Origin of the sequence: uncultured Anaerococcus sp., from assembly GCF_963512375.1 — a bacterium.
In the GTDB taxonomy this organism is placed as follows: domain Bacteria; phylum Bacillota; class Clostridia; order Tissierellales; family Peptoniphilaceae; genus Anaerococcus.
Genome location: NZ_CAUPMI010000002.1, coordinates 46,331 through 71,907 on the forward strand (window position 1 = coordinate 46,331; position 25,577 = coordinate 71,907).

Annotated in this window: 22 protein-coding genes and 1 pseudogene; 21 read left to right on the forward strand and 2 right to left on the reverse strand. The window is 31.8% G+C overall.

What is annotated here, in order from left to right; all coding sequences use genetic code 11:
• The first annotated feature begins 1 nt into the window (after position 1).
• Positions 2 to 1,111, forward strand: a complete 1,110-nt coding sequence (alr, locus tag RRB46_RS01455; protein ID WP_297688820.1) for an alanine racemase — start codon at positions 2 to 4, stop codon at positions 1,109 to 1,111.
• On the forward strand, positions 1,101 to 1,451 hold the full coding sequence (locus tag RRB46_RS01460; RefSeq protein ID WP_296128403.1) for a type II toxin-antitoxin system PemK/MazF family toxin: 351 nt from the start codon (positions 1,101 to 1,103) through the stop codon (positions 1,449 to 1,451). Before alr ends, RRB46_RS01460 begins: the two co-directional genes overlap by 11 nt.
• A gap of 75 nt (positions 1,452 to 1,526) precedes the next feature.
• Here the strand turns inward: RRB46_RS01460 and murC are convergent, their stop codons facing one another.
• Positions 1,527 to 2,924 (reverse strand): UDP-N-acetylmuramate--L-alanine ligase, encoded by a 1,398-nt coding sequence (murC, locus tag RRB46_RS01465; RefSeq protein WP_297688822.1) that lies wholly within the window; start codon positions 2,922 to 2,924, stop codon positions 1,527 to 1,529.
• 142 nt (positions 2,925 to 3,066) lie between these two features.
• Here murC and rpiB point away from each other — a divergent pair, with 142 nt between their 5' ends.
• The 9 genes from rpiB to RRB46_RS01510 all read left to right on the forward strand — a co-directional run bounded on the left by rpiB (position 3,067) and on the right by RRB46_RS01510 (position 13,037).
• The gene (rpiB, locus tag RRB46_RS01470) at positions 3,067 to 3,510 is read left to right on the forward strand and encodes a ribose 5-phosphate isomerase B (RefSeq protein ID WP_297688824.1); all 444 of its coding nucleotides are present in this window, start codon (positions 3,067 to 3,069) and stop codon (positions 3,508 to 3,510) included.
• Positions 3,511 to 3,551: 41 nt separating this feature from the next.
• Positions 3,552 to 4,271, forward strand: a complete 720-nt coding sequence (gene deoD / locus RRB46_RS01475; RefSeq protein WP_296128414.1) for a purine-nucleoside phosphorylase — start codon at positions 3,552 to 3,554, stop codon at positions 4,269 to 4,271.
• Positions 4,272 to 4,273: 2 nt separating this feature from the next.
• On the forward strand, positions 4,274 to 5,659 hold the full coding sequence (gene glmU, locus RRB46_RS01480; RefSeq protein WP_296128416.1) for a bifunctional UDP-N-acetylglucosamine diphosphorylase/glucosamine-1-phosphate N-acetyltransferase GlmU: 1,386 nt from the start codon (positions 4,274 to 4,276) through the stop codon (positions 5,657 to 5,659).
• A 2-nt stretch (positions 5,660 to 5,661) separates the two neighbouring features.
• Positions 5,662 to 6,645: a ribose-phosphate pyrophosphokinase gene (locus tag RRB46_RS01485; RefSeq protein WP_296128423.1), complete on the forward strand. Its 984-nt coding sequence runs from the start codon at positions 5,662 to 5,664 to the stop codon at positions 6,643 to 6,645.
• On the forward strand, positions 6,645 to 7,232 hold the full coding sequence (gene pth, locus RRB46_RS01490; protein WP_296128426.1) for an aminoacyl-tRNA hydrolase: 588 nt from the start codon (positions 6,645 to 6,647) through the stop codon (positions 7,230 to 7,232). The genes RRB46_RS01485 and pth overlap by 1 nt, the downstream gene beginning before the upstream one ends.
• Positions 7,225 to 10,716: a transcription-repair coupling factor gene (gene mfd, locus RRB46_RS01495; protein WP_311537241.1), complete on the forward strand. Its 3,492-nt coding sequence runs from the start codon at positions 7,225 to 7,227 to the stop codon at positions 10,714 to 10,716. The genes pth and mfd overlap by 8 nt, the downstream gene beginning before the upstream one ends.
• The gene (locus tag RRB46_RS01500) at positions 10,717 to 11,799 is read left to right on the forward strand and encodes a peptidylprolyl isomerase (RefSeq protein ID WP_297688829.1); all 1,083 of its coding nucleotides are present in this window, start codon (positions 10,717 to 10,719) and stop codon (positions 11,797 to 11,799) included.
• Complete coding sequence (locus tag RRB46_RS01505; protein ID WP_311537242.1) at positions 11,771 to 12,679, forward strand: SurA N-terminal domain-containing protein; 909 nt, start codon at positions 11,771 to 11,773, stop codon at positions 12,677 to 12,679. Before RRB46_RS01500 ends, RRB46_RS01505 begins: the two co-directional genes overlap by 29 nt.
• A gap of 82 nt (positions 12,680 to 12,761) precedes the next feature.
• Complete coding sequence (locus tag RRB46_RS01510) at positions 12,762 to 13,037, forward strand: HU family DNA-binding protein (RefSeq protein ID WP_296128435.1); 276 nt, start codon at positions 12,762 to 12,764, stop codon at positions 13,035 to 13,037.
• Positions 13,038 to 13,085: 48 nt separating this feature from the next.
• Here RRB46_RS01510 and RRB46_RS01515 read toward each other — a convergent pair whose 3' ends face one another.
• Entirely contained in the window at positions 13,086 to 14,831 is a 1,746-nt protein-coding gene (locus RRB46_RS01515) for an NFACT family protein (protein WP_297688832.1), read from the reverse strand.
• A 90-nt stretch (positions 14,832 to 14,921) separates the two neighbouring features.
• Here RRB46_RS01515 and gmk point away from each other — a divergent pair, with 90 nt between their 5' ends.
• From gmk to epsC, 10 genes and pseudogenes are all read left to right on the forward strand, one after another.
• Positions 14,922 to 15,521, forward strand: a complete 600-nt coding sequence (gmk, locus tag RRB46_RS01520; protein ID WP_297688834.1) for a guanylate kinase — start codon at positions 14,922 to 14,924, stop codon at positions 15,519 to 15,521.
• On the forward strand, positions 15,521 to 15,712 hold the full coding sequence (gene rpoZ, locus RRB46_RS01525) for a DNA-directed RNA polymerase subunit omega (RefSeq protein ID WP_296128444.1): 192 nt from the start codon (positions 15,521 to 15,523) through the stop codon (positions 15,710 to 15,712). The genes gmk and rpoZ overlap by 1 nt, the downstream gene beginning before the upstream one ends.
• 1 nt (position 15,713) lies before the next feature.
• Positions 15,714 to 16,886 carry a bifunctional phosphopantothenoylcysteine decarboxylase/phosphopantothenate--cysteine ligase CoaBC gene (coaBC, locus tag RRB46_RS01530; protein WP_297688894.1) on the forward strand — a complete coding sequence of 391 codons (1,173 nt, stop codon included), beginning with the start codon at positions 15,714 to 15,716 and terminating at the stop codon, positions 16,884 to 16,886.
• Between the two features lie 4 nt (positions 16,887 to 16,890).
• Positions 16,891 to 19,257, forward strand: a complete 2,367-nt coding sequence (gene priA / locus RRB46_RS01535; protein WP_311537243.1) for a primosomal protein N' — start codon at positions 16,891 to 16,893, stop codon at positions 19,255 to 19,257.
• A 9-nt stretch (positions 19,258 to 19,266) separates the two neighbouring features.
• Positions 19,267 to 20,517 (forward strand): signal recognition particle-docking protein FtsY, encoded by a 1,251-nt coding sequence (gene ftsY / locus RRB46_RS01540; protein WP_311537244.1) that lies wholly within the window; start codon positions 19,267 to 19,269, stop codon positions 20,515 to 20,517.
• 129 nt (positions 20,518 to 20,646) lie between these two features.
• Positions 20,647 to 21,486: a 30S ribosomal protein S2 gene (gene rpsB / locus RRB46_RS01545; protein WP_297688839.1), complete on the forward strand. Its 840-nt coding sequence runs from the start codon at positions 20,647 to 20,649 to the stop codon at positions 21,484 to 21,486.
• 14 nt (positions 21,487 to 21,500) lie between these two features.
• The gene (gene tsf / locus RRB46_RS01550; protein WP_265213226.1) at positions 21,501 to 22,169 is read left to right on the forward strand and encodes a translation elongation factor Ts; all 669 of its coding nucleotides are present in this window, start codon (positions 21,501 to 21,503) and stop codon (positions 22,167 to 22,169) included.
• A gap of 261 nt (positions 22,170 to 22,430) precedes the next feature.
• Positions 22,431 to 23,968, forward strand: a pseudogene (nhaC, locus tag RRB46_RS01555) (Na+/H+ antiporter NhaC).
• Between the two features lie 153 nt (positions 23,969 to 24,121).
• On the forward strand, positions 24,122 to 25,039 hold the full coding sequence (cysK, locus tag RRB46_RS01560; protein ID WP_296129772.1) for a cysteine synthase A: 918 nt from the start codon (positions 24,122 to 24,124) through the stop codon (positions 25,037 to 25,039).
• Positions 25,026 to 25,553, forward strand: a complete 528-nt coding sequence (epsC, locus tag RRB46_RS01565) for a serine O-acetyltransferase EpsC (protein WP_311537245.1) — start codon at positions 25,026 to 25,028, stop codon at positions 25,551 to 25,553. Before cysK ends, epsC begins: the two co-directional genes overlap by 14 nt.
• Positions 25,554 to 25,577: the final 24 nt, after the last annotated feature.

Genomic DNA, 25,577 nt, shown 5'->3' on the forward strand with positions numbered 1-25,577 from the left:
TATGCTAGAAAATTATTTAGAAATTAACATAGATAGAATAAGAGAAAATATTATTAACATAAAAAATGAGTCTAGGTCTTTGTTCTGTGCAGTAGTAAAGGCTAATGCCTATGGCTTGGGAGCTGTTGAAATCAGTCAAAATATCGAAGATATTGTTGATTATTTTGCAGTTGCCAGATTACAAGAAGCCATAAGTCTAAGAGAAAACAAAATCACAAAACCAATACTAGTTTTAGGTTATGTAGGCATTAACGATATTAAACTTTGCCATGACTATAATATTGATATAACAATATATGACTTTGATTTTGCTAAAGAAATTAACAAATTAAACTACAAGGTCAACTGTCATTTAGCTCTCGATACTGGTCATAGTAGGCTAGGATTTAGAAATTTTGAAATCAATAAAATTAATAAGCTAAAAGAATTAAAAAGCCTTAATATAATAGCTGCCTTCAGTCATTTTGCCACTGCAGATGAAGAAGATTCCTATTATACAGATTATCAATATAAGGTATTTAATGAAATGCTGGATGCTATTAATTTTGATTTAGATTTTGTACATATTTCAAATTCTTCAGGAGCGATGAAGCACCGTATCTATAAAAATATGATTAGGGTTGGTCTTGCCATGTACGGTTTATATCCGTCAGATGTTGTGAAAAATGATAGTGATATAAAATTATCTAGATCATTCAATCTTTATTCAACAGTATCCTTTGTAAAAAATATAAAACAAGGTACTGCAGTAAGTTACGGTAGAACATTCATTGCAGAAAAAGATATGAAAATTGCTACTATTACAATTGGATATGCAGATGGGTATTTCAGAGCTTTTTCAAATGTTGGAGAGGTTTATATAGATGGTAAGCCATGCAGGGTTCTTGGTAGAGTATGCATGGATCAGATTATGGTTGATGTAAGCAACTTAGATGTTAAGATTGGTGATAGGGTAGAGGTATACAAAGATATAGATCTAGAAGCAAGCAAGGCATCTACAATTTCTTATGAGCTTATGACTAGTATCTCACCTAGAGTTAATAGAAGGTATATTAGAAATGGTAAATACTTAAAAACGCACAATAATTTAGGAGAAATTTATGAAAGTTAGAAGAGGTGATTTATTTTATGCTGACTTATCTCCTGTCGTTGGAAGCGAACAGGGTGGCGTTAGACCTGTTATAGTAGTGCAAAATGATGTTGGTAATAAATATTCACCGACAATAATTGTTGCTCCAGTTACAAGTCAAATGAACAAGGCTAAACTTCCAACCCATGTAAAAATCAAGGGAAATAAGTATGGGCTTCCCAAAAACTCTGTAGCCCTTATGGAGCAATTAAGAACCATAGATAAAAAAAGACTAAGAGAAAAAATTGGCAGCTTCTCAAATGACATAATGAATAAAATTAATGAAGCAATGTCTATTTCTTTAGCTTTAGAAAATGATTAATACATAAAAAGGACTTTTATAAATAATGCTATGTTAAAATTTCTAGCAATATTTACATAAGTCCTTTTTTCTCTATTATTTATTCTGAAAGTCATCTACTATCATTTTAGCAAGTACGTCTGGGTTACCACATCCAGTTGTAATTACTAGATCATCTTCTCTTATAATCTCATATATATAATCTCTTGCTTCTTCGAAAGTAGATAGATATTTTGCATTTAAGCCTTTTTTAAGCATAGCATCTACAACATCCTTCGAATGGATAGTAGGGTCAAATTTTTCTCTTGCGGCATAAATATCTGTAACTATTACTTCATCTGCTGCATCAAAACTATTTAAAAAATCGTTAAATAGAGTTTTTGTCCTTGAATAAGTATGAGGCTGCCATACACAAATTAATCTACCCCTTGTATGCTCAGCTATAGCATTTAAGGTTACGAGGATCTCTGAAGGGTGGTGACCATAATCAGTCATAATAGTAGCATTATTTACATGACCAATTATTTGCATTCTTCTATCAAGACCTGTGTATTTTTTAATATTTTCTTTGATAGTTTCTATATCAATTCCATTTTCATATGTTGATATTATGGCTGCCATTGCATTGTTTATATTATGTCTACCTATAACTCCTAAAGTGAAATGTTCAACTGATCCATCTCTTAGTTTAAGATCAAAGCTTGGTCTACCAAGATCATCAAAGACAATGTTTGTAGCATTATAATCAGCCTCTGGATTTTCTTGACCATAAGTTATTAGCTGCCCCTGAACAGCATCCAATATAAGTTTATTATTTTCTTCATTAAGATTAAGTATTGTTTTAGAATTTTTATCTTGATTTCTAAGATATTCCTTGAAAGTATCTACAATATCATTTAAATCCTTATAATAATCTAAATGATCCTCATCTATATTTAAAATAATTACAGTTTGTGGAAAATAATACCTGATATTTCCTTTATATTCACAAGCCTCAGTCACAAGGTAATCTTCACTTCCTACCTTTACATTTCCTTTCATTTCATCAAGATTTCCACCTAATAAGATTGTGGCATCTTCATCAGAATGAAGCAAGATCTTAGAAATCATAGAAGTTGTTGTTGATTTACCATGAGATCCAGATACAGCTATAGAGTTTTTGTAATTTCTCATAAGAGCCCCTAAGAAAACTCCTCTAGTAACAACTGGAACATCAAGTTTTTTAGCAGCAATTAATTCTTCATTATCATCTGCAATAGCATCAGTATAGACAACTAGGTCAGGGTTATTAATATTTTCCTTCTTTTGTCCTATATAAACCTCTATACCTAGCTCTTTAAGTCCTTTTACCGAATCAGAAAGGCTTCTATCAGAACCTGTAACCTCATAACCCTTTTCAAATAGTAAGTGAGCAAGCCCACTCATTGATATTCCGCCTATACCGATAAAATGAACACGATTATAATCATGTCCATCTAAATTAAATTCAAACATATATACTCCTTAATAGTCTAATCTAAAGTAATTTTATTATATTATACCATATTTAATCTTGATATCTTGTCAAGTAATACTTTGAATATATCAAAGGATGACGTATATTTATTGTAGAAGATAATGTAAAAAAGGAGGGTTCATGAAATTTGTTTTAGCCAATGACCATGGGGGAATAGATTTAGAACCAGCGGTTAAGGAAAAACTAGAAGAACTTGGACATGATGTAATTCATGTTGGAACTTTTGATAAAAATTCATGTGATTATAGTGACTATGCTGTAAAAGCCTGTGAAAAAATTAAAGTCGGTGAGGCTGATTTTGGCATACTTATTTGTGGTACAGGTCTAGGAATGAGTATGTCCGCAAATAAAATTAAGGGTATCAGAGCTGCATGTGTTTCTGAACCATTTTCAGCTAAAATGTCTAGAGCACACAATAATGCAAACGTATTATGTTTAGGTGCTAGGGTAATAGGTTCTGAACTATGTAAAATGATAGTAGAAGAATTTGCTACAACAGATTTTGAAGGCGAACGCCATCAAAGACGCGTAGATAAAATAAGTAAAATAGAAGAAAATAACTGAGACTTTTGAAGTCTCTATTTTTGTTAACAAAGGAGAGTTTAATGACAATACCAACACCTCATATTTCAGCAACAAGCAAAGATCAGATTGCAAAAACTGTACTTATGCCAGGAGATCCATTAAGAGCTAAATTTATAGCTGATAACTTCTTAGAAGATGTTGAGCAATTCAATGAGACACGTGGAATGTTAGGCTATACTGGCTATTATAAGGGAAAAAGAGTTTCTGTAATGGGTTCAGGAATGGGAATTCCATCAGCAATGATCTACTATAATGAATTGTTTAATTTCTATGATGTAGATTGCATTATAAGGGTAGGTACAGCTGGTTCTATGCAAGAAAATGTAAAACTACATGATATTGTAATTGCAACATCTGCCTGCTCAGAGTCATCTATAAATGATAACCTATTTGGCAATATCCATTTTTCATCAACACCAGATTTTGATTTGCTAATGAAAGCTTATAATAAATCTATAGATTTAGGATACACAACCCACTGTGGTCAAGTACATTCTTCAGACCAATTCTATTCAGAAATGGACCCAAGAGTATTTGAAAATCTTAGAAAGTATGGTGTTCTTTGTGTGGAAATGGAATCATATGGTTTGTTTATGGCTGCTAGAAAACATGGCAAAAAAGGTCTTGGAATTTTTACAATCTCTGACTCCTTAATAGAAAATGTAGCTGATAGTGCAGAAAATAGACAAAAATCTTATACAAATATGATGGAATTAGCCCTAGAAGTAGCAGAAGACTAATAATGATTAAAACAATAATAATGGCAGCAGGTGAAGGTACAAGGATGAAGTCAAATACTTCTAAGGTACTTCACAAACTGCTCAATAGAGAAATAATAAAATATGTAACAGATGCAAGTAGTTTTGAAAATTCTGAAACAATATTAATAGCTGGTAAAAATAAACCAAAATTAGAAAGTCTCTTTCCAGATTTTAAGATAGTTGAACAAAAAATCGGTCCAGGTATACCTTATGGCACAGGCTATGCTGTAAGTTTAGCTATGGACTTAATAGATGATAATGACCAAGTATTAATACTTAATGGTGATATCCCACTAATTGAGAAAGATTCTTTAGCAGAATTTATCTCATATCACAAGCAAAATCAAAGTGCTTGTACTATCCTATCTACAACCATAGATAATCCAAAAGGTTATGGACGTATAATTAGAGATGATAATAATGAGTTTACTGCAATTATAGAAGATAGAGACCTTGAAGATAAGCAAAGAGATATCAAGGAAATAAATGTCGGTATCTACATCTTTAAAGCAAAAGATTTAAAAGAATCTCTTGCAAAAATAGATTCAAACAACGACCAAAACGAGCTATACTTAACTGATTGTATAGGGATTTTAAAGTCAGCTGGTAAAAAAGTAAGTGCATATATAAATTCTGACACCGATCAATTTTATGGCATTAATAACAAATTTGAGCTAAATCAGGCAAGCAAAATCCTTCAAAAAAGAATTAACAAGGCCTATATGCTTGATGGGGTAATAATTGAATCTCCAGAAACAACTTTTATCGAACCTGGGGTTGAGATTGGTCAAGATACAATAATATCTGGTTTTGTAAAAATATATGGCAATAGTATAATTGGTAAAAATTGCTATATTGACGGAACATCCAGAATTACTAATTCCACAATAGAAGACAATGTTAGAATTGATAATGCAATACTAGATGATGCTTACATGGAAAAAGACAGCAATATTGGACCATTTGCAAGATTAAGACCAAATGCCCATATCGGAGAAGCTGTACACATTGGAAATTTCGTAGAAGTTAAGAATTCAAGTCTTGGTAAGGGAACAAAGGCTGGTCACTTAGCTTACATAGGTGATAGTGATTTAGGATCAAATATAAATATTGGCTGTGGGGTTGTATTTGTTAATTATGATGGTAAATATAAACATAGGTCAATAATAGAAGATGATGCTTTTATAGGATCTAATGCAAACATTGTAGCACCTGTCCATGTTAAAAAAGAAGGTTTTGTGGCGGCTGGTTCTACAATTACTGAAGATGTTGATTCTGGCGAATTAATAATTGAAAGAGCTGACCAAAAACACGTAAAAGACTACGTCGAAAAAAAGAAACAAAGGGATAAAAATCATAAGGAGTAGAAATGACACTAACAAGAAACACCTACGTTCAAAGGGGAGAATTAAAGCTATTATCTGGAAATTCTAATATTAAACTTGCACAAAGTGTAGCAAAAAATCTTGGAATAAATCTAACTGAAGCAGATATTAACAAATTCAAAGATGGAGAAATAAGTATCAAAATCAATGAATCCATAAGAGGCAAAGATGTATTTATAATGCAACCAACATCAGCACCAACAAACGATAATATAATGGAATTATTAATTATGATTGATGCTTGTAGAAGAGCATCAGCTGGTTATATCAATGCTGTTATACCATACTATGGATATGCTAGACAAGATAGAAAAACAAGAGGAAGAGAACCAATCACTGCTAAACTAGTCGCAAATTTATTAACAGTAGCAGGTGCTAATAGGGTAATAACTATGGACCTTCACGCGGGACAAATACAAGGCTACTTCGATATACCAGTAGACCATTTTTCAGCAATAAGACTTTTATCTACACATTTTAAATCATTTGCCTATGATAAACCAGAAGAGTTTGTTGTAGTAAGTCCTGACTTAGGCGGAGTAAGACGTGCTAGAGAATTTGCTGACTATTTAAAACTTCCTATAGCAATCATAGAAAAAAGAAGACCAATGCCAAATGTTTCTGAAGTAATGTCAGTAATCGGTGATTTTGAAGGTAAGCATGCTATAATTGTTGATGATATGATAGATACTGCAGGAACAATTACAAATGCTGCAGACTTCCTAGTAGAAAATGGTGCAAAAGATGTATACCTAGTTGCAACTCACGGAGTATTTTCAGGTGATGCAATCAAGAAACTTCAAAAACCATCAGTAAAAGAAGTTGTGATAACAGATACAATTGAACTAGCAGAAGAAAAGAAAATAGATAAAATAGTTCAACTATCAATAGCTCCATTACTAGCAGAAGCAATTCATAGGATAAATACCTACGAATCAATCAGCGGACTATTTTCGGTTCTTGAATAATGTATTTTATAGTAGGTCTAGGCAATCCAGGTTTACAGTATGAAAATACCAGGCATAACGCAGGATTTTTAACAATAGATTATATAGCATCTAAATACAATATAGATGTAAGAAGGTCCAAATTTAAATCACTATATGGTCAGGGAGAAATCTCTGGCCAAAAAGTTATGCTCATTAAGCCACAAACTTTCATGAACAACTCTGGAGAAGCCGTAAGAGAAATTAAAAACTTTTATAAATTTGATAGTGACAAGCTAATTGTAATATATGATGATATTGATATAGACTTTGGTACAATTAGGATTAGAAAAAAAGGTTCTGCAGGTACTCACAATGGAATGAAATCTATAATTTACCAAATTCAAGATGATAATTTTCCAAGAATCAAGATAGCGGTGGGTAAGAAACCTGACTATATGAATCTGGCTAATTTTGTCCTATCAGGTTTTAGCCAAAAGGAAGTAAGTGTAATAGAAGATGAAATAAGACTTGCATCTGATGCAATCGAAACTATCTTAGCTGATAGCATTGACAAGTCCATGAACAAATTCAATTCTATTAAATTATTGGAAAAAGATAATGAATAAATTAATTGAAAAATTAATTAATCTCGATCAAGTAAAAACCATAAAAGATAATATAGGATTTAATAGTCCAATATATATTCAGGGCCTGAGTGAAGGGATAAAAACTCACCTGGCCCTAGCTTTGTTTGAATTGTTAGACAAAAATATAGTTATTGTTAGCGAAAATAACAAAACAAGCGAAAAATTAGTTTCAAGTATCAATGAAATTAAAAATATAGCTAAAAATTATCCTGCCCTTGAAACTAACTTTTATAACATAAAAAGCATTGATGATTCAAAACTAGACCAAAGACTTGATGTTTTAATTAGCTTGGCCAAAAAAGAAAAATTCATCACTGCAACAACAATAGAAGCTTTAAAAAATAAGCTAACACCTTTAGATAAATTTAATGGGTCCTTTGTTATAATTGATGATGAATCTATAATCGATGTAGATAATTTTATAAATAAACTCATAAGTCTTAATTATAACCCTAGTGATTTTGTTGAAGATAAGGGAGATTTTGCTAAAAGAGGTTCGATTATAGATTTATGGCCAATAAACTATGAAAAACCCGTTAGAATCGAACTTTTTGACGACGAGGTTGATTCTATAAGAGTCTTTGATAATAATAGCCAAAGGACAATTGATAAGCTAGATTCAGTTAAAATTTATCCAGCTAGTGAGCTTCTTTATGATAAGGACGATTATAAATCAGTAATAAATCTGATTAATTCCGATATCGAAAAGAAAAAAATAAAAGATAGTAGAGATCAAAAACTTATTGATAAATATAAGCAAATCATCTCTTACTTAGATCAAAGCATGTATATAGCAAATAAAGACTTGATTACTGCCTATAGAGATGATAATTATTCTTCAATGCTAGATTATTTAGATGAGGACACAGTTTTTATCTTTGATGATATATCAAGAATTTATGAATCCACATCTAAATTAGATGAAAAATTTGACTTTGACCTTGCATATCAAATGGAAAATGGCGAAGTTTTTAGGGCTTTCAAAAATTATTTGATAGATTCAAATGATATCTATAAACAAATAGAGAATTTTGACTTAATTAACTTCACATCGATTTTAAAAAGGTCAAAACTTTTTTCACCAAGGAAAATTATAGAATTAAAATCAATTGAAGCTGAAAATTTCAATAAGAATATTAAATCCTTTATAGATACTTGTATAGAGCTAGTTAATCAGGATAGAAAAATCTATGTATTTGCTGGTTCTCAATCAAAGAAAGATAATATTTTAAAAGCTTTTATTGCAAACTCATTTTCCCTAGCTGGTGATGAAGATAATAACCCTAGTTTTGATACCATTCCAATTATAGTATCAGAAAAAAAGGCTAGTGAAGGATATTATGTAAAAGATCTGAATCTTAATGTATTCACAAGCAAAGAAATTTTTGGTAAGTCAAACCTATCTAAGAAAAAAACTAGTAAAAAGACAACTTCTAAAAATATTATAAATTACTCAGACCTTGAAATTGGAGATTATGTCGTCCACGAAAATAATGGTATAGGAATTTATAAGGGTCTTACAAAAATTGAAAGAAATGACGTTGAAAAAGACTTTATCTTAATAGAGTATAGGGGGAATGATAAACTATATATTCCAGTTGATCAGATGAACCTGGTTAGCAAGTATATAGGAAATAGGGGAGAAAAACCAGAACTATCAGCGCTTGGGTCTGCCCAGTGGCAGAAATCAAAACTCAGGGCTAAAAAAGCTGTTGATGAAATAGCCGATGACCTTGTAAAACTTTATGCAGAAAGAGCTAAACAAAAAGGACATGCCTTTTCTAAAGATACCACTTGGCAAGAAGAATTCGAAAACTCCTTTGCCTATGACGAAACCTATTCTCAACTAAGAAGTATTGACGAAATTAAGGCTGATATGGAAAGTGACCTACCAATGGATAGACTATTATGCGGTGATGTAGGTTACGGAAAGACTGAAGTTGCCTTAAGAGCCGCTTTTAAGGCTATTATGGATGGTTATCAAGTAGCATTCTTAGTTCCAACTACAATACTAGCCAACCAACACTATCACACAATGATTGAAAGATTTAAGGACTTCCCAGTCACATCTGCGGTCCTATCAAGATTTAATACAAAAACAAAAGATGAAGAAATATTAAAGGGTATAAAAACTGGAAAAATTGACATAGTTGTCGGTACCCATAGACTTTTATCAAAAGATATTAAATTTAAAAAATTAGGTCTTTTGATAATAGATGAAGAGCAGAGATTCGGTGTAAAACATAAGGAACAGTTTAAGAAGTTTAAATCATCAATAGATGTCTTAACCTTATCAGCAACCCCAATCCCTAGGACCCTACAAATGTCTTTGTCAGGAATTAGAGATTTATCAACACTTGACGAACCACCAGAAGAAAGGCTACCTGTCAATACCTATGTATTAGAATTTGATCCTGGAATAATAAGGGATTCTATATTAAGAGAAATAAATAGAGATGGCCAAGTATTTTTCGTATATAATAGAGTAAATGATATAGAAAAAATCTACCTAATGCTAAAGGACTTGGTTCCTGAAGCAAGCATTGATATAATTCATGGACAAATGAGTCCAAGACAAATCGAAAATATTATGCTTGACTTTTTAGAAGGGAAAACTGATATATTACTCTCAACTACAATAATTGAGACTGGTATGGATATAAAAAATGTTAATACCATAATAATATATGATTCTGACCTCATGGGTCTATCCCAACTTTATCAGCTAAAGGGGAGAATAGGAAGAGGATACAGGTCATCCTACGCTTATTTTACTTATAGGCAGGGAAAAATCTTAACAGAAATTGGAGAAAAACGTCTAAAATCAATCAAGGACTTCTCAGATTTCGGCTCAGGCTATAAGATTGCTATGAAAGATTTAGAGCTAAGAGGTGCTGGAAACTTACTAGGTGAAAGCCAATCTGGCCATGTTGAGGCTGTAGGTTATGACCTATATGTAAAATTCTTACAAGAGGCTGTTGAAAAAGCAAGCGGTAAAGAAGTAAAAATCAAAGAAAGAAATCAAACATATATTGACATAAAAATAGATGCATACATTCCAAATTCTTATATTAGCGATCCAAGTCAAAAAATTGAAATATATAATAGGATAGCTAATATTTCAGATAAGGAAGATTATGAACTTTTAGTTGAAGAATTGATAGATGTATATGGAGATATTCCATTAATAGTGGATAATATAATGTATGTATCTTTAATAAAATCTCTAGCATCAGAAAATGGTATAACAGAGATTAGGGAAGTTGATAACGAAATCAATTTATATTTCCAATCAAGAGATTACTATAGCTTTGAGGAATTGAAATTGATTAATGAAGGCTATAAGGGCGAAATGAGTCTTGATTTAGCCAACAAACCAGCTTTCAAGATTCCTTCAAGTAAAAGCAAATTACTTGACACATATGAACTTTTAGATACAATTAACAAAATAAGGAGTAATTAAATGAAAAAGAAACTATTAACAATTATGCTAGCATCAACAATGGTACTAGGTGCTTGCGGAAACCAAGCAAATAACGATAAGAATGCAGAACAAAAAGTAAGCAGCCAAGAAGCAGCTAAAGAATTAGGTAAAGATAGTATAGCTTTAGTGAATGGCGAAAAAATTAGCAAAGACGACTATAAAAAAGAAATGCAATTTTATGGTGCAATGCTAGCAAGCAGACAAAACCTCAAAAATTCTATAGTTCAAATGATGGTTCAAGATAAGCTTATTGCTGATGATATGAAAAAAAATAAAATTGAAGTTGCAGAAAAGGATGTAAATGATTCATTTATGAATTCTGTAAAACAATTCGGTGGTCAAGAACAATTTGATAAGATGCTTGATGACTATAACATGGATGTAGAAAAATTCAAAGAAACCGTTAAGAAAGATTTAATGTATCAAAAACACAGAGAATGGTTTAATAAAGAACACCCTGTAACAGATGATGAAATTAAAAAATACTATGAAGATAATAAAGACCAATTTGCTAAGCGTGATGCCGCTCATATCCTAGTAGCAGATGAAAAAACAGCCAAAGAAATCAAAGATAAGCTAAATAATGGTGAAGATTTCGCTGAACTTGCTAAGGAATATTCAACAGATACAGCAAATGCTGCAAAGGGCGGAGAACTAGGAACATTTTCTAAAGGTCAAATGGTAAAAGAATTTGAAGATGCCGTATTTGCCCTTAAAGAAGGTGAAATTTCAGAGCCAGTAAAAACACAATTTGGATATCACATAATCAAACTAAATAAAATCGCAGATTCTCTAGAAGATAATAAGGATGCAATCAAGAAAACTCTTGAAGATAAAAAATATTCTGATTACATCAAAGAACTTAATGAAAAAGCAAATGTTGTAACTGAAACAAGCATAGCCCAAGATAAAGCAACAGAAGAAAATTTAAACAAAGCTAACGAAGAAGACAAGAATGATTCTGAAGAAGCACCAGAAGAAAACAAGGAAGAAGAAGCTAAATCAGACGAAAAAGAAGCTGAAACTAAAGAAGATGAAGCCGATAAGAAAGATAATAACTAATCTTTTATATTTATCTTGCCTTGCCTTGTTATTAACTTCATGCAAAAAGGGTGTAAATACAGCAAATACTGTTGCTCTTGTTGATAATAAGCCTATTGATAAAAATACCTATAATAGTGAACTTGAATTTTATTTAAGCTTCTATGGCAAAAAATATGGAACAAATTACCTCGATAACAAGGATAAGTCAGGCAAAACAAACAAAGAAATCTTACAAGAAAAGCTTCTAGAATCTATGATAAAAGATCAGGTAATGCTAAATGATCTTGAAAAACATAAGATTGAAATAGATGACAATGCCGCAAACAAAATCAGAAGTGAGATGGAGAAAAAACTTGGAGATAAGGATTCTCTAAAAGCTAATATAAAAGCTTTAAATGTTAGTGATAGCGAATTTTCTGATATAATCTTTAATGATTCAATAAGAAAAATGCATTACGACCTCTTCATCTCAAATAGCGGTATAAAAGATTCTGAAATACTTAAACATTACAAAGAAAATCAAAATCTTCAAAGAATGTATAAGTATAACTTACTTAAATTTGATGATAAATTAGAAGCCGAAAGAATAAAATCAAAGATAAAATCACAGCTTGATTTTAGAAAATTACTTACAGGCTCTATAAAATCTTACGATGTTTTTAATTCAGATTTTGTATACGAAGATGATCCAATTCTTCTAGCATCAAAAATAAAAGAAAAAGATAAAGTAAGTGAAATATTTGAATATAATGGAAAATACAATATTTTAATGGTTAACTCATACAATGAGAATGAAAATGAACTCTTGATGCACGCAAAAGATATTTATTTAAAAGATGCATATAGAAAATACCTAAATAAATTAATAAAATCTAGTAAAATAAAGGTTTTTATTTGATGAATGCTTGAAATTATTTAATTTGTTATGTATAATCATTCTTAGAGTTAAACAGAAATCATGTTGATTTATAGGAGGAAATATGAATAAATCAGAATTATTAAATAGCATATCAGAAAAAAGTGGACTTAAAAAAGTTGAAGCAGAAAAAGCACTAAATGCATTCTTAGAAACAGTTCAAGAAGCACTAGTTGCTGGTGATAAAGTTCAACTTGTTGGTTTCGGTACATTCGAAGTAAGAGATAGAAAAGCAAGAGAAGGTAGAAACCCAAGAAAACCTGATGAAGTAATTCAAATCCCAGCTTCAAAAGCTCCAGTATTCAAAGCTGGTAAAACTCTTAAAGAAGCAGTTAACTAATTAAATCTAATAACAAAAGGCGGTCCTTGAAATAAAGAACCGCTTTTTTTATGCTAATTTTTCTATTTTATCCTCTATATTTAAACTCATATCTACAGTGATAGTTTTAAAGTTTTCGTAATATACCATACCTTCTTTAGCACCTTTGGCTTTGTTTACATTTTTCTTTTCTGTATAGTCCACATCAACTTTATTCTCACTAGCAACTGAAGAATTTGTCGCTGCCAAATAGGAAGCAACAATTATATCTTCTTGATTTATCTTGTCAGCTTTTAAAATCACATGGGAACCAGGTAGATCTTTTACATGGAACCATAGGTCGTCTTTTCTAGCTAGCTTAAGAGTAATGTAATCATTCTGTTTAGAATTTTTGCCAACATAGATGTCAGAACCATTTTTGGTTTTAAAATGCATAGGCTTTGACAATTTAACTTTCTTCTTCTTATTAGTCTTCCTTTTAAGAAGTTTATTATCAATCATTTCTTCTTTAATTTCATTTAAGTCAGAGATTGAACTTGTTCTATCTATAAAATCATCAAGTTGTTTTAGATAATTTAGTAATTCTACTTGCTTTGGCAAGTCTTTTTGCGCATAGCTTACAGAAGATTTGATTTTCTTAGCTCTATTATAGTAGTCATTAATATTATCCCAAGGAGATTTACTAGGATCTAAGCTAATTTTGATGGCCTTATTGTCATTATAAAAATCTTCTAATACTACTTCTTCGGACTTTTCTTCTAACCTATAAAGATTAGCTGCTAGCAAATCAGCCTTCTTCTTGGACTCATCAGCATTTTGTGACTTAGAAATATTATTATTAAGTATATTAATTTTTTTATTTACAGATTTCATATGACTGGATACTTTTTTTGAAAGTTCTGCCTTCATCTGATCTAATCTATCATTTGACTTATTTAAAGAATAGAAATCATCAATAGCCTCGCTCATTAAGTCATATTCAGTTTCTTTAAAATTTAGATGGGTTAATTTTAAGCAATAATATTCTTTGATTTTTTTATCATCCCTGTAATCAAAGGCTGACAAATTACCCTTAATAATATCATCTCTTAGCTCTAAAAATAATGAATTTAGTCTGCTTTTTTCATCTTCACTTACAAGTCCCCAATTTATCCTAGGGTCTATACCAGCTCTGAAAATTAATTCCTTACCAACTACAGGAGAAAAACCCTCGTAGTTTTGGTAAAATATTTTAAAAGGAATTTGACTATCCGGAATATTTTTATCTAGGCCTAGAGGGTCTAAGTTAAAATTCTCATCAGTAATATCAATCTTGTCACTTGGAATTCTTTCATATTGCAAAGATGGGAATATCTCCCTAACAGAAGACATTTCCTGGTTGACCCTTTTTACAGCATCAATTATCTTATAAGATTCGTCAGTTAGAATAATATTTGAATGTCTACCCATTATCTCAACTACAATCTTTTTACTTGTATCAAAGCCCATTTCATCAATAGATCCTACGGATATCTCAACAATCCTATCAAGCCCAACCTGCCTAATATCTAAAATCTTTCCTTGTTTAAGATGTTTTCTTAAAACCATGCAAAAATTTGCTGGAACTTCCGGATTTTCATATTTTTTATTTGTAAAATTAATTCTTGCTTCATTATTATTTGCACTTATCAATAATTTATAAGATTTACCCATAGAGTATATATCTAAGACTAAATCATATCGAGAAGGCTGAGATATTTTTTGTATCTTTCCCCCTAAAATTTCTTTTTTTAATTCGTTTACAATTTTTCTTGTAACTATTCCATCAAAACTCATATTTTCACCTCATTTATATTATACACTAAGATAACATCATACTTGAAGTAAATCCATATAAAAGTAAAATGATTTAAATAAGGGGGAGCGATGAAAAAGGGATTTTTATTGGTAATATCAGGTCCGTCAGGAGTAGGAAAAGGAACAGTCCTTCATGACTTGATGAATACACAAAGCAATTTAGTTTATTCAGTATCAGCAACCACAAGGAAAAAAAGAGACGGTGAAATTGAAGGAGTCAGCTACTTTTATAAGACGCATGAAGAATTCGAAGATATGATTTCAAGAGGCGATTTCCTTGAATACGCTCATGTCCATAACAATTACTATGGCACTCCCAGGGAATTTGTGGAAAATAAGATAAACGAAGGAAAAATAGTAATATTAGAAATAGATGTGCAAGGAGCTCTAAATGTCAAGAAAAATACTGATAATGGAGTCTTTATTTTTTTGGCGCCACCTAGCTTACAAGAACTAAAGAGAAGAATAGTAGGTAGAGGAACTGAGACAGACGAAGATATTAATATCAGAATGTCAAACGCTAAGAAAGAACTTGACCACATTAAAGACTACGACTACCTAGTAGTTAATGACCATTTAAACTCAGCAATTACATCTGTAAACGAAATAATTAATGCAGAAAAACATAAAGTTTTTAGAGAAGAAAATATAGAATTTGAGGAGAATTAATGAAAAACCCATCATTTAAAACATTGTCAGAAGTAAGCCCAAGTAGATATGAAATCTGTATGATGTGCTCAAAAAGAGCAAGAAGAATAGTAAACGGTTCTGCACCACTTACAAAAGAAGTCGAAGCAAAACCAGTTACCCAAGCACTTCATGAGATAATTGAAGGCAAAGTTACTAAGAAAAATAGATAAGATGCTTAAGGGCAAAAATATACTTTTAGGAGTAAGTGGAGGCATTGCAGCCTACAAAGTTTTAGACCTCTGCTCAAGACTAAAAAAGAAAGATGTAAATCTTAAAATAATAATGACAAAGTCAGCTACTGAGTTTGTAAGTCCCTTATCCTTTGAAACAATGGGTAGATGCTTAGTATATACTGATCTATTTGAAGGCCACCATGAAGAAGTCCACCATATCGAATTAGTAAAATGGGCTGACCTAATGCTAATAGCCCCTGCAAGTGCAAACACAATAGCAAAAATGGCAAATGGTATTGCTGACAATTTTCTTACCTCTTCATATTTGGCATGTGATAAGGATGTAATTATTGCTCCAGCAATGAATACCAATATGCTTAAGTCTAAGGCTACACAGAGAAATCTTAAAACTTTGGAAGAGGATGGAGTCAATATAATAAAGCCTGAACCTGGTATTCTAGCCTGTAATACTGTTGGGGATGGAAGGATGGAAGAGCCATCTGAAATTGTTGACTACTTAGATTCTTATTTTACAGAAAAAGACCTAGTAGGCAAGAAAATAATAGTAACAGCAGGTCCTACAGTTGAGCCTATAGATTATGTAAGATACATATCTAATAATTCTAGCGGCAAAATGGGCTATAATATAGCAAATGAAGCGAGAAAGCGTGGAGCTGATGTTGTCCTCATATCTGGACCTGTCAATCCTTTTAAAGTCAATGATATAAAAAGAATTGAAATAAAAACTAATTTAGAGTTGAAAAATACAATCGAAAGAGAATTTGCTGATTCAGATGCTCTAATCATGTCAGCTGCTCCTGTAGATTATAGATCAAAGCATGTAAGTGATAGAAAGCTAAAGAAAACAGGAAATGACCTTAATCTTGAATTGATAGAGAATCCTGATATTATAAAATATTTTGGATCAATAAAAGATAAGCAAACAATAATTGGTTTTGCTGCAGAAACAGATAATTTAATTGAAAATGCCAACAAAAAATTAAATGAAAAAAACCTTGATTATATAATAGCTAACGACTTAACAAAATGGGGAGCAGGATTTGATGTAGATACAAATGTCGCATCAATAATATCAAAGGATGAAATTAGAAATCTAGATATAATGCCAAAAAGTGAACTAGCCAATAGAATACTGGACTTATTAAGGTGATATATTGTACGCAAAAGTAATTATTGATAGTAAGAGCAGATTTTTAAATAGGTCTTTTACCTATCATATACCAGAAAAATTAAATAATAAATTACAAAGAGCAATGAGAGTCTTAGTACCATTTGGTAAAGGTAATAAGACTAGCGTTGCTTTTGTTTATGAAATAATTGATGAACTTGATGAAGATTTTAAAACAAAGGATATTATATCTATCATTGATGAAAATAAGCTAATTGACGATGAATTGATCGATCTTGCTTTTTATATGTCAAAAACATATCTTTCCCCAATTCAGCTATCTTTAAAGCAAGTTTTACCACCAACTAGTATAGATAAAATTAATACTTATTACCTTAGCAAGCAAAATAACGATGATGAAATACTTAAATTTTTATCTCGTAAAAGATCTAAAGAAGAATTTATTAAAAAATTCCCAGATAAATTAGATCTACTTAATTCTTATATAGAAAAAGATATGGTGAAGCTTGTATATGATGCTAAAGATAAACACAAAGTATCCTACGATACCTTTATAAAGCTGATAGATTCTAAGGCTAAGTTACCTAAAAATGCAAAAAAACAAATAGAAATAGTATCATATCTAAAGAAAAATGGTACAACCGAGCAAAAAATCCTTTTACAAGTCACTTCTTCCAGCACTTCTTCGATTAAATCTCTAGAAGACAAAAATATTATAGAAAAATTTGAAAAAGAAAGTGAAAAATCCCTAATAATCGACCATAAAGACTACAAAAGCCATGTTTTAAATGAGGAACAAGCAAAGGCCTTTAACAAAATAGAGTCAAAAGATAATGGCAAATATTTGTTATTCGGTGTCACAGGTTCAGGTAAAACAGAAATATTTTTACAAGTTGTGGAAGAAACAATCAAACAAGGCAAAGAAGCAATTATTTTAGTCCCGGAAATCTCACTGACACCTCAAACAATAGAAAGATTTGTGGGTAGGTTCAAACAAAAAATAGCTATCATGCACTCAAGGCTAACTCCAAAAGAAAGATTTAATCAATGGAGAATGATAAAAAATGGGGAAGTGAAAATAGCTATAGGTGCAAGGTCAGCAATCTTTGCTCCCTTTAAGAATTTAGGTGCAATAATAATCGATGAAGAACATGACAAGTCATATATCTCATCCCAAGATCCAAAATATCACACAAGTGATATAGCAAATTTCAGGGCAAATTACCAAAATGCTAAGTTAATCCTAGCATCAGCCACACCATCTATAAATACGATGAAAGATGCGATGGATGGCAAATATGAAATCTTAACCCTTAAGCAAAGAGTAAATAAGGTAATGCCTGACCTTTCAATTGTAGATATGAGAGAAGAGCTAAAAAATTCTAATTATTCTATGCTCTCATTGAGATTACAAGAAGAAATAAAGAAAAACCTTGAAAACCATGAACAAACAATTTTATTCCTAAACAAAATAGGCCATGATTCCTTTACTTTTTGTAGGGCTTGCGGATATGTCGTTAAATGTGAAGCCTGTGATGTTGCTATGACCTACCACAAAAATGTCAATAAACTTGTTTGTCATTACTGCGGACGAACCAAAAACCAAGTCACAAGATGTCCAAATTGCCACTCAAAAAAAATAAAGGAATTTGGAGCTGGTACTGAAAAACTTGAAGAGGAAGTAAGGTCATTATTCAAAGGAGCAAATATTCTAAGAATGGACTCTATGGTTGCAACTAACAGAGCTAAGTACGATCAAATGTATAAAAATATGAAAAATGGCAATATCGATATACTTCTAGGCACGCAAATGATAGCAAAGGGTCTTGATTTTGAAAATGTAACCCTTGTAGGAATAATCGCAGCAGATCTTTCTTTAAATGTTGGAGATTTTTCTGCTCAAGAAACAGCCTTTCAACTCCTAACCCAGGTCTCTGGTAGGGCGGGGAGGTCAAAGAAAATGGGACGAGCAATAATTCAAACCTATAAACCCGAAAACTTTGTAATTCAAGCTGTAAAAAATAATGATTATTCAAGTTTCTTAAAGAGTGAACTAAATATAAGAAGCGCATTTGCCTATCCACCATATAAAAATTTGATATCTATAAGAGTAGTAAATACAGATAGGGTAAAAACAATAGAAATTTCAAAAAAAATGACTGAGGAATTAAGAAAAATCACTTCAAATCTTATAGATGTTGAAATTATAGGACCTAATCCATGTAAAATATCCAGAATAAATAATAAATTCAGGTATAATATTCTAGTGAAGGCCTTTGATACGGACCTTGATGAAGTTAGAAACCATATAAAGTTGATTAGAAATAATTTTATAAACGAATATAAAGATACTTCTTTTATAGTTTCTATCAATCCAGCTAATATGAATTAAGGAGTATAAATGTTTGATTTTTTAAGAAGAAAAAAGAAAAAAGATGAAATTGAAAAAAAGGAAGAAATAATAGATAAAAAATCAGAGATAAATTCTAATGAAGATAAATCTGAGAAAGAAGAAGTTAAAATCATTCATAATAATCTAGATAATGATGATTACAATTCTTATAATTCCTATAATGAATACAATAAATTCAATGACCAAAAAGAAGAAGAAAATCAAAACTTAGAAAAGAATGATGAAGATAAAGAAAAGCAAGGCAGATTCATTGATCTAACAAAAGATGATGAAATATCAGATTTAAGCTCGGATATTAATGAAGATGAATCTATAGAAAAAAGCGAATCAATCTTTGATAGGCTAAAAAAAGGTCTTACAAAAACTAGAGATAATCTTACATCAAATCTTAAAAATTTATTTACAAGAAATGTTAAAATCGACGATGATTTATATGATGACCTAGAAGAAATTTTGATATCAGCTGATATCGGTATGACATCAACCGTAGAAATTGTCGATACATTAAGAGATGAAATAAAGAAAAGATCTATAAAAGAAAGTGAGCAGATCTATCCACTTCTTAAAGAAATAATGATTAGCAAACTAGATGAAAATAATCTTGATAATTCAATCACTTATAAAGATGGAGACTTAACTGTCATACTTGTAATAGGTGTAAATGGAGTAGGAAAAACAACAACAATAGGTAAGCTTGCTAATAATTTCAAAAAAGAAGGCAAAAAAGTTATGCTTGCAGCAGCTGATACATTTAGAGCAGCAGCAATTGAACAATTAGGTGAATGGGCTAAAAGAGCAGATGTAGAGATGATTGCTGATAAAGAAGGCGCTGATCCATCTGCAGTAATATTTGATGCTATTAAATCTGCTAGAAGCAATGATGTCGATGTCTTAATATGCGATACAGCTGGTAGACTTCATAATAAAAAGAATCTAATGCAAGAGCTTGATAAAATAAATAGAACCATTGATACCCATGCAGTAAATGCCCATAGGGAAAATCTTCTAGTTCTTGATGCAGCTACCGGTCAAAATGCTGTAAGCCAATTAAGAGAATTTAAAAATGTTACTGATATAACAGGTTTAATACTTACAAAACTTGATGGTACAGCCAAGGGAGGGGTAATATATCCTCTACAAGTGGAAGTAAAAGTACCGGTTAAATATATAGGTGTTGGTGAAGGCATAAATCACTTACAAAAATTCGATTCAAAATCTTTTGTAGAAGCTATGTTTTGATGTTGAAATATAGGTTTTTAGGAGTATATTATATCAGTACTACAACAATCACACTTAGGGATGCTTATATCGTTGCCTATTAGGTTATATAAGCAGTTGAAATAAGTGGAAGAATAAACGGAGGTAAATATGGCAGTAGTTTCAATGAAAAAATTATTAGAAGCCGGTGTACATTTTGGACACCAAACTAGAAGATGGAACCCTAAAATGGCAAAATACATCTTCACAGAAAGAAATGGTATCTATATAGTTGATCTTCAAAAGACAGCTAATCAAATAGAAGATGCTTACAAAGCTATTAGAGATATAGTAGCTGATGGTGGTAGAGTTCTATTTGTAGGTACAAAAAAACAAGCACAAGATTCTATCCAAACTGAAGCAAAGAGATCTGGTCAATACTATGTATCTCACAGATGGTTAGGTGGAATGCTTACAAACTTTAAAACAATCAGAAAAAGTGTAGAGAAACTTCAAAGATATGAAAAGATGGAAGAAGATGGAACATTTGATCTTCTACCTAAAAAAGAAGTTCTACAATATCAAAAAGAAATGGATAAACTAGAAAGAAACCTTGGTGGTATCAAAGATATGGTTGAACTACCAGATGTATTATTCGTAGTTGATCCAGGCGAAGAATCTATAGCTGTACATGAAGCTAAAATTCTAGGAATCCCAGTAGTTGCAATTGTTGATACAAACTGTGACCCAGATGAAGTAGATATTGCAATACCAGGAAATGATGACGCAATAAGAGCAGTTAAGCTTATAACATCAGTTATGGCAGATGCTGTAATAGAAGCTAATCAAGGTAACGAATTTGACCCATCAGCAGATGAGGAAGCATTTGAAGAAGAATCTGAAGAAGCTGATGATTCTATAGAAACTGAAGAAGAAGTTTCTGAAGAAGAACTAAAAGAAGCAGCTGAAGAAATCGAAACACAAGCTTTCGAAGAAAACGAAGCAGAATAATAAAGGGGTAAAAGATGGCAATTAGTGCAAAATTAGTAAAAGAATTAAGAGAAAGATCTGGCGCTGGAATGATGGACTGTAAAAAGGCCCTTGAAGAAGCCGGCGGTGATATCGATAAGGCTCAAAAAATCCTTAGAGAAAAAGGTCAAGCTACACTAGATAAAAAAGCAGGTAGAATTGCTGCAGAAGGTGTAATCGGTTCTTACATCCACAATGATAAGATTGGTGTAATTGTTGAAATCAATACTGAAACAGATTTCTCAGCAAACACAGATTCTGTTAAACAATTTGCTAAAGACCTTGCTATGCACATTGCTGCAAGCAATCCTAAATATATATCAGAAGCAGATGCTGATGAAGCAGATGTAGCTGAACAAAAAGAAATCCTAATCAAACAAGCTATGAATGAGGCAAATGAAAATATGCCAGAAGATAAAAAACAAATGATAGCTGAGAAAAAGGTTGAAGGAAGACTTAAAAAATGGTTCTCTGAAGTATGCCTATTAGATCAAGCATTCATTAAAAATCCTGATCAAACAATAGAACAATTACTAAGAGATACAGCTAATGGTGTTGGAGAAAACATCAAAATCAGAAGATTTGCTAGATTTGAAGTAGGCGAAGGATTAGAAAAGAAAGAAGAGGACTTCGCAGCTGAAGTAGCAGGTCAAATGAACCTATAATTTAATATTAGAGATTATATCTCAATCAAATCCCTCATATGGTCATAAGGCCATATGAGGGATTTTTTTATCAAAAATATAAGCCTTAGCTAACTTGTAAATTCACTATATATAATACAAGTATACTAATGACAAATAGCTTGATATACCTTAGTACTAAGTCATCTGAATAATAAGAGAAATTAATAATTAACTTTTTTATCAATTTGTTGTAGTATATAGATATGTAATTTATTACGATAATGTATTTAAGGAGTTGTTATGAAAAATGAAAAAATAGTTAGACTACCAAATTTATTTGAAGCAGTCCTTCCCATATTTACTATGGTAAGTCTAATGATTTATGTCTTTGTATTTGCGAAAGATGGAAAAGAAAATATTTATGACGCTGCTCACCTTCCACTTATTTGCGGGATTATTGTTGCTTCTCTTGTAGGGCTTATGTGTGGAATAAGTTTTAGAGAAATGCTTGATGGAATTATAGAACGAATTAGAACAACTCTTAATGCCATTTTAATATTATTAACTGTTGGCTTGCTAATATCCTCTTTTATGATTTCTGGCACAATACCTGCCCTAATCTACTATGGTTTAGAACTTTTAAATCCAAAGCTCTTCCTGCCAATTGGATGCATTATAACATCTCTTGTTAGTCTATCATGTGGGTCATCATGGACAGCAACAGCAACAATCGGTATAGCTTTTATGACTATAGGACAAGGTCTCGGGATTAATCCAGCAATAACAGCTGGCATGGTAATCTCAGGAGCTTACATAGGAGATAAATTTTCTCCCTTATCAGATACAACCAATCTTGCAGCTGGTGTTGCAAAAACCGGATTATTTGATCACGTTACAGTAATGGTTTCTACAACTGGTCCTATATTTATAATTTCTCTTATCCTTTATAGCCTAATAGGACTTAGGGCAAATGTTGTAAACTATGACCAAAATATAGCTGAAGGAATAAAAAGCGCTCTTTCTAGCAATTTTAATTTAAATCCACTAGTTCTTTTACCAATATTACTAATTATCTTACTTTGTGTTTTAAGAATTGAGGGTCTTGCTGGAGTAATTATTTCTGTATGTGTTGGCTTAGTCTTTTCCATTATTTTTCAAAAACAAAGATCACTAGCCGAAATATTTGCAATCCTCCACTACGGACCAAGTATTGAGACAGGAAATGATTTTGTAGACAAAGCACTTGCAAAGGGTGGAATGGATAATCAAATGTGGACAATTAATCTGAACTACTCGCAGTGTCATTTGGGGGAGCATTAGAAAAAGCTGGTATCATCAAAAAACTTTTCTCCCACCTAAAAGAAAGAATTAATACAGTTGGTGGCCTAGTAGGTTTAACCATGCTTACATCAATTTTCTGTGACGCTACTATGTGTGACCAATTTTTAGGAATAGGAGTACCTGCTCCTTTATACGAAGATAAATATGACGAGCTCGGACTTTCCCGTAATATGCTATCAAGAACTCTAGAAGATGCAGGCACTCTCTGGGCTGTTATGTTTCCATGGACTGCTTGCGGTGCATATCAAATGAAAACTTTAGGAGTTAGTCCACTAAACTTCTTCCCTTTTGCTTTTGTAAATCTTCTAAATCCAATTTATGCCCTAGTTACAACTATGTTTAAAAAGAATATCTTCTGGGCAGACGGATCTTATACTAACCTATTTGGTAATACAAAAATGAAAAAAAGAGCAAAAGCACCTGAAGATTCATTAAAGATCGCCTTAGAAAGCTTAGATAAATTAAGAAAAACAGGAAAAGTACCTAAATTAAATTAAAATACTAAACATAGAGAGCCTTGACCTGAACCCGTAAACACGGAATAATTTAATAATATTTTAAAAGATTGCTTTTTAAAGTATAGTAAAAATGTAGGAAATAATAATTTAAATCATTTATTAATGATGCGCATATATAAAGAAAGGATATTTATGACTATTAAAAAAAATCCAACAGAGTTAATTGGTAATACCCCATTATTAAAACTTAACTCTCTTAAAAAAGAGGGCAGAGCTGACATCTATGTAAAAGTAGAAAAAAACAATATAGCTGGTTCTATCAAGGATAGGATTGCCCTCTACATGATAGAAGAAGCAGAAAAAAGTGGAAAATTAAAAAAAGGTGGAACAATTGTAGAACCTACTAGTGGTAACACTGGTGTAGCCCTTGCTGCTCTAGCTGCTGCAAAAGGTTACAACTTAATCCTGACCATGCCTGCATCTATGAGTATAGAAAGAGCAAAACTTGCTATGGCATATGGTGCGAAAGTCATAAGAACTACTGAAGGCGCTTTACAAGGATCAGTTGATAAAGCAAAAGAATTGGCTGAAGAAAATGGCTATTTCATGCCAGACCAATTTTCAAATCCTGCTAATATCAAAGCACACTACGAAACCACAGGACCTGAAATTCTAGCAGAAATTAGTCCAGATGCCTTTATAGCAGGAGTAGGTACAGGTGGAACTGTAACAGGTGTTGGTAGAAAATTAAAAGAAGCTAACCCAGACACTAAAATATACGCTATAGAACCTGCTGAAAGTCCACTTTTATCAGGTGGTAAGGCTGGTGGCCATAAAATTCAAGGTATAGGTGGTAACTTCATACCAAAGAATCTTGATTTTGATATAGTCGATGGAATAGTAGATGTAAAAGGTGATGATGCAATAGAGATGTCTAGATTTTTAGCAAATAACGAAGGATTAGCTGTTGGTATATCATCAGGCGCCAATGTTAAAGGTGCTATAGAGATAGCAGATAAATTAGGAGAGGGGAAAGTTGTGGTAACTGTTCTACCTGATACAGGTGAAAGATATCTATCAACTGAGTTATACGGAAATGTTGAATTATAACCAATATAAAGAAGAATTAATAGAAAACGCCCTAAAAAAAGATCCAGCATTAAAAAGTAAAGAGGAGGCAATCCTCTTCTCTGCTGGAATTAAGGCTTTACTAGCCCATTATATTGCCCATAATTTATATCTAGAGGGTAAATTATATGAGGCAGAGGAAACCGCCTTTAAAGCAAGGATGGAAACTGGAATAGAAATCCATCCAGGAGCTAAAATAGGACGTAGATGTTACATAGATCATGGAATGGCAACAGTTATTGGAGAAACAGCGGAAATTGGTGATGATGTTTTAATATATCATTCGGTAACTCTAGGAGCCATAACAAATAAAAAAATAAAGAGACATCCAACTGTTGGTAATAATGTAATGATTGGAGCTGGTGCTGTATTGCTAGGTAATATTCACATAGGAGATAATAGCATGATTGGAGCAAACTCTGTTGTTCTTACTGATGTTCCAAATGATTGTACAGCTGTAGGTTCACCTGCACGAATAATCCCTCATAAAAAGTAGCTTAGGCTGCTTTTTTTATTTCGA

Bases quoted from the DNA above. Each gene is read 5' to 3' on its own strand.
- RRB46_RS01485 (WP_296128423.1), top strand. From the start codon at position 5,662: ATGACACTAACAAGAAACACCTACGTTCAAAGGGGAGAATTAAAGCTA.
- rpoZ (WP_296128444.1), top strand. From the start codon at position 15,521: ATGAAAAACCCATCATTTAAAACATTGTCAGAAGTAAGCCCAAGTAGA.
- rpsB (WP_297688839.1), top strand. From the start codon at position 20,647: ATGGCAGTAGTTTCAATGAAAAAATTATTAGAAGCCGGTGTACATTTT.
- rpiB (WP_297688824.1), top strand. From the start codon at position 3,067: ATGAAATTTGTTTTAGCCAATGACCATGGGGGAATAGATTTAGAACCA.
- coaBC (WP_297688894.1), top strand. From the start codon at position 15,714: ATGCTTAAGGGCAAAAATATACTTTTAGGAGTAAGTGGAGGCATTGCA.
- deoD (WP_296128414.1), top strand. From the start codon at position 3,552: ATGACAATACCAACACCTCATATTTCAGCAACAAGCAAAGATCAGATT.
- ftsY (WP_311537244.1), top strand. From the start codon at position 19,267: ATGTTTGATTTTTTAAGAAGAAAAAAGAAAAAAGATGAAATTGAAAAA.
- tsf (WP_265213226.1), top strand. From the start codon at position 21,501: ATGGCAATTAGTGCAAAATTAGTAAAAGAATTAAGAGAAAGATCTGGC.
- RRB46_RS01515 (WP_297688832.1), bottom strand. From the start codon at position 14,831: ATGAGTTTTGATGGAATAGTTACAAGAAAAATTGTAAACGAATTAAAA.
- RRB46_RS01500 (WP_297688829.1), top strand. From the start codon at position 10,717: ATGAAAAAGAAACTATTAACAATTATGCTAGCATCAACAATGGTACTA.
- epsC (WP_311537245.1), top strand. From the start codon at position 25,026: ATGTTGAATTATAACCAATATAAAGAAGAATTAATAGAAAACGCCCTA.
- murC (WP_297688822.1), bottom strand. From the start codon at position 2,924: ATGTTTGAATTTAATTTAGATGGACATGATTATAATCGTGTTCATTTT.
- cysK (WP_296129772.1), top strand. From the start codon at position 24,122: ATGACTATTAAAAAAAATCCAACAGAGTTAATTGGTAATACCCCATTA.
- gmk (WP_297688834.1), top strand. From the start codon at position 14,922: ATGAAAAAGGGATTTTTATTGGTAATATCAGGTCCGTCAGGAGTAGGA.
- glmU (WP_296128416.1), top strand. From the start codon at position 4,274: ATGATTAAAACAATAATAATGGCAGCAGGTGAAGGTACAAGGATGAAG.
- RRB46_RS01505 (WP_311537242.1), top strand. From the start codon at position 11,771: ATGAAGCCGATAAGAAAGATAATAACTAATCTTTTATATTTATCTTGC.
- RRB46_RS01510 (WP_296128435.1), top strand. From the start codon at position 12,762: ATGAATAAATCAGAATTATTAAATAGCATATCAGAAAAAAGTGGACTT.
- RRB46_RS01460 (WP_296128403.1), top strand. From the start codon at position 1,101: ATGAAAGTTAGAAGAGGTGATTTATTTTATGCTGACTTATCTCCTGTC.
- pth (WP_296128426.1), top strand. From the start codon at position 6,645: ATGTATTTTATAGTAGGTCTAGGCAATCCAGGTTTACAGTATGAAAAT.
- alr (WP_297688820.1), top strand. From the start codon at position 2: ATGCTAGAAAATTATTTAGAAATTAACATAGATAGAATAAGAGAAAAT.
- mfd (WP_311537241.1), top strand. From the start codon at position 7,225: ATGAATAAATTAATTGAAAAATTAATTAATCTCGATCAAGTAAAAACC.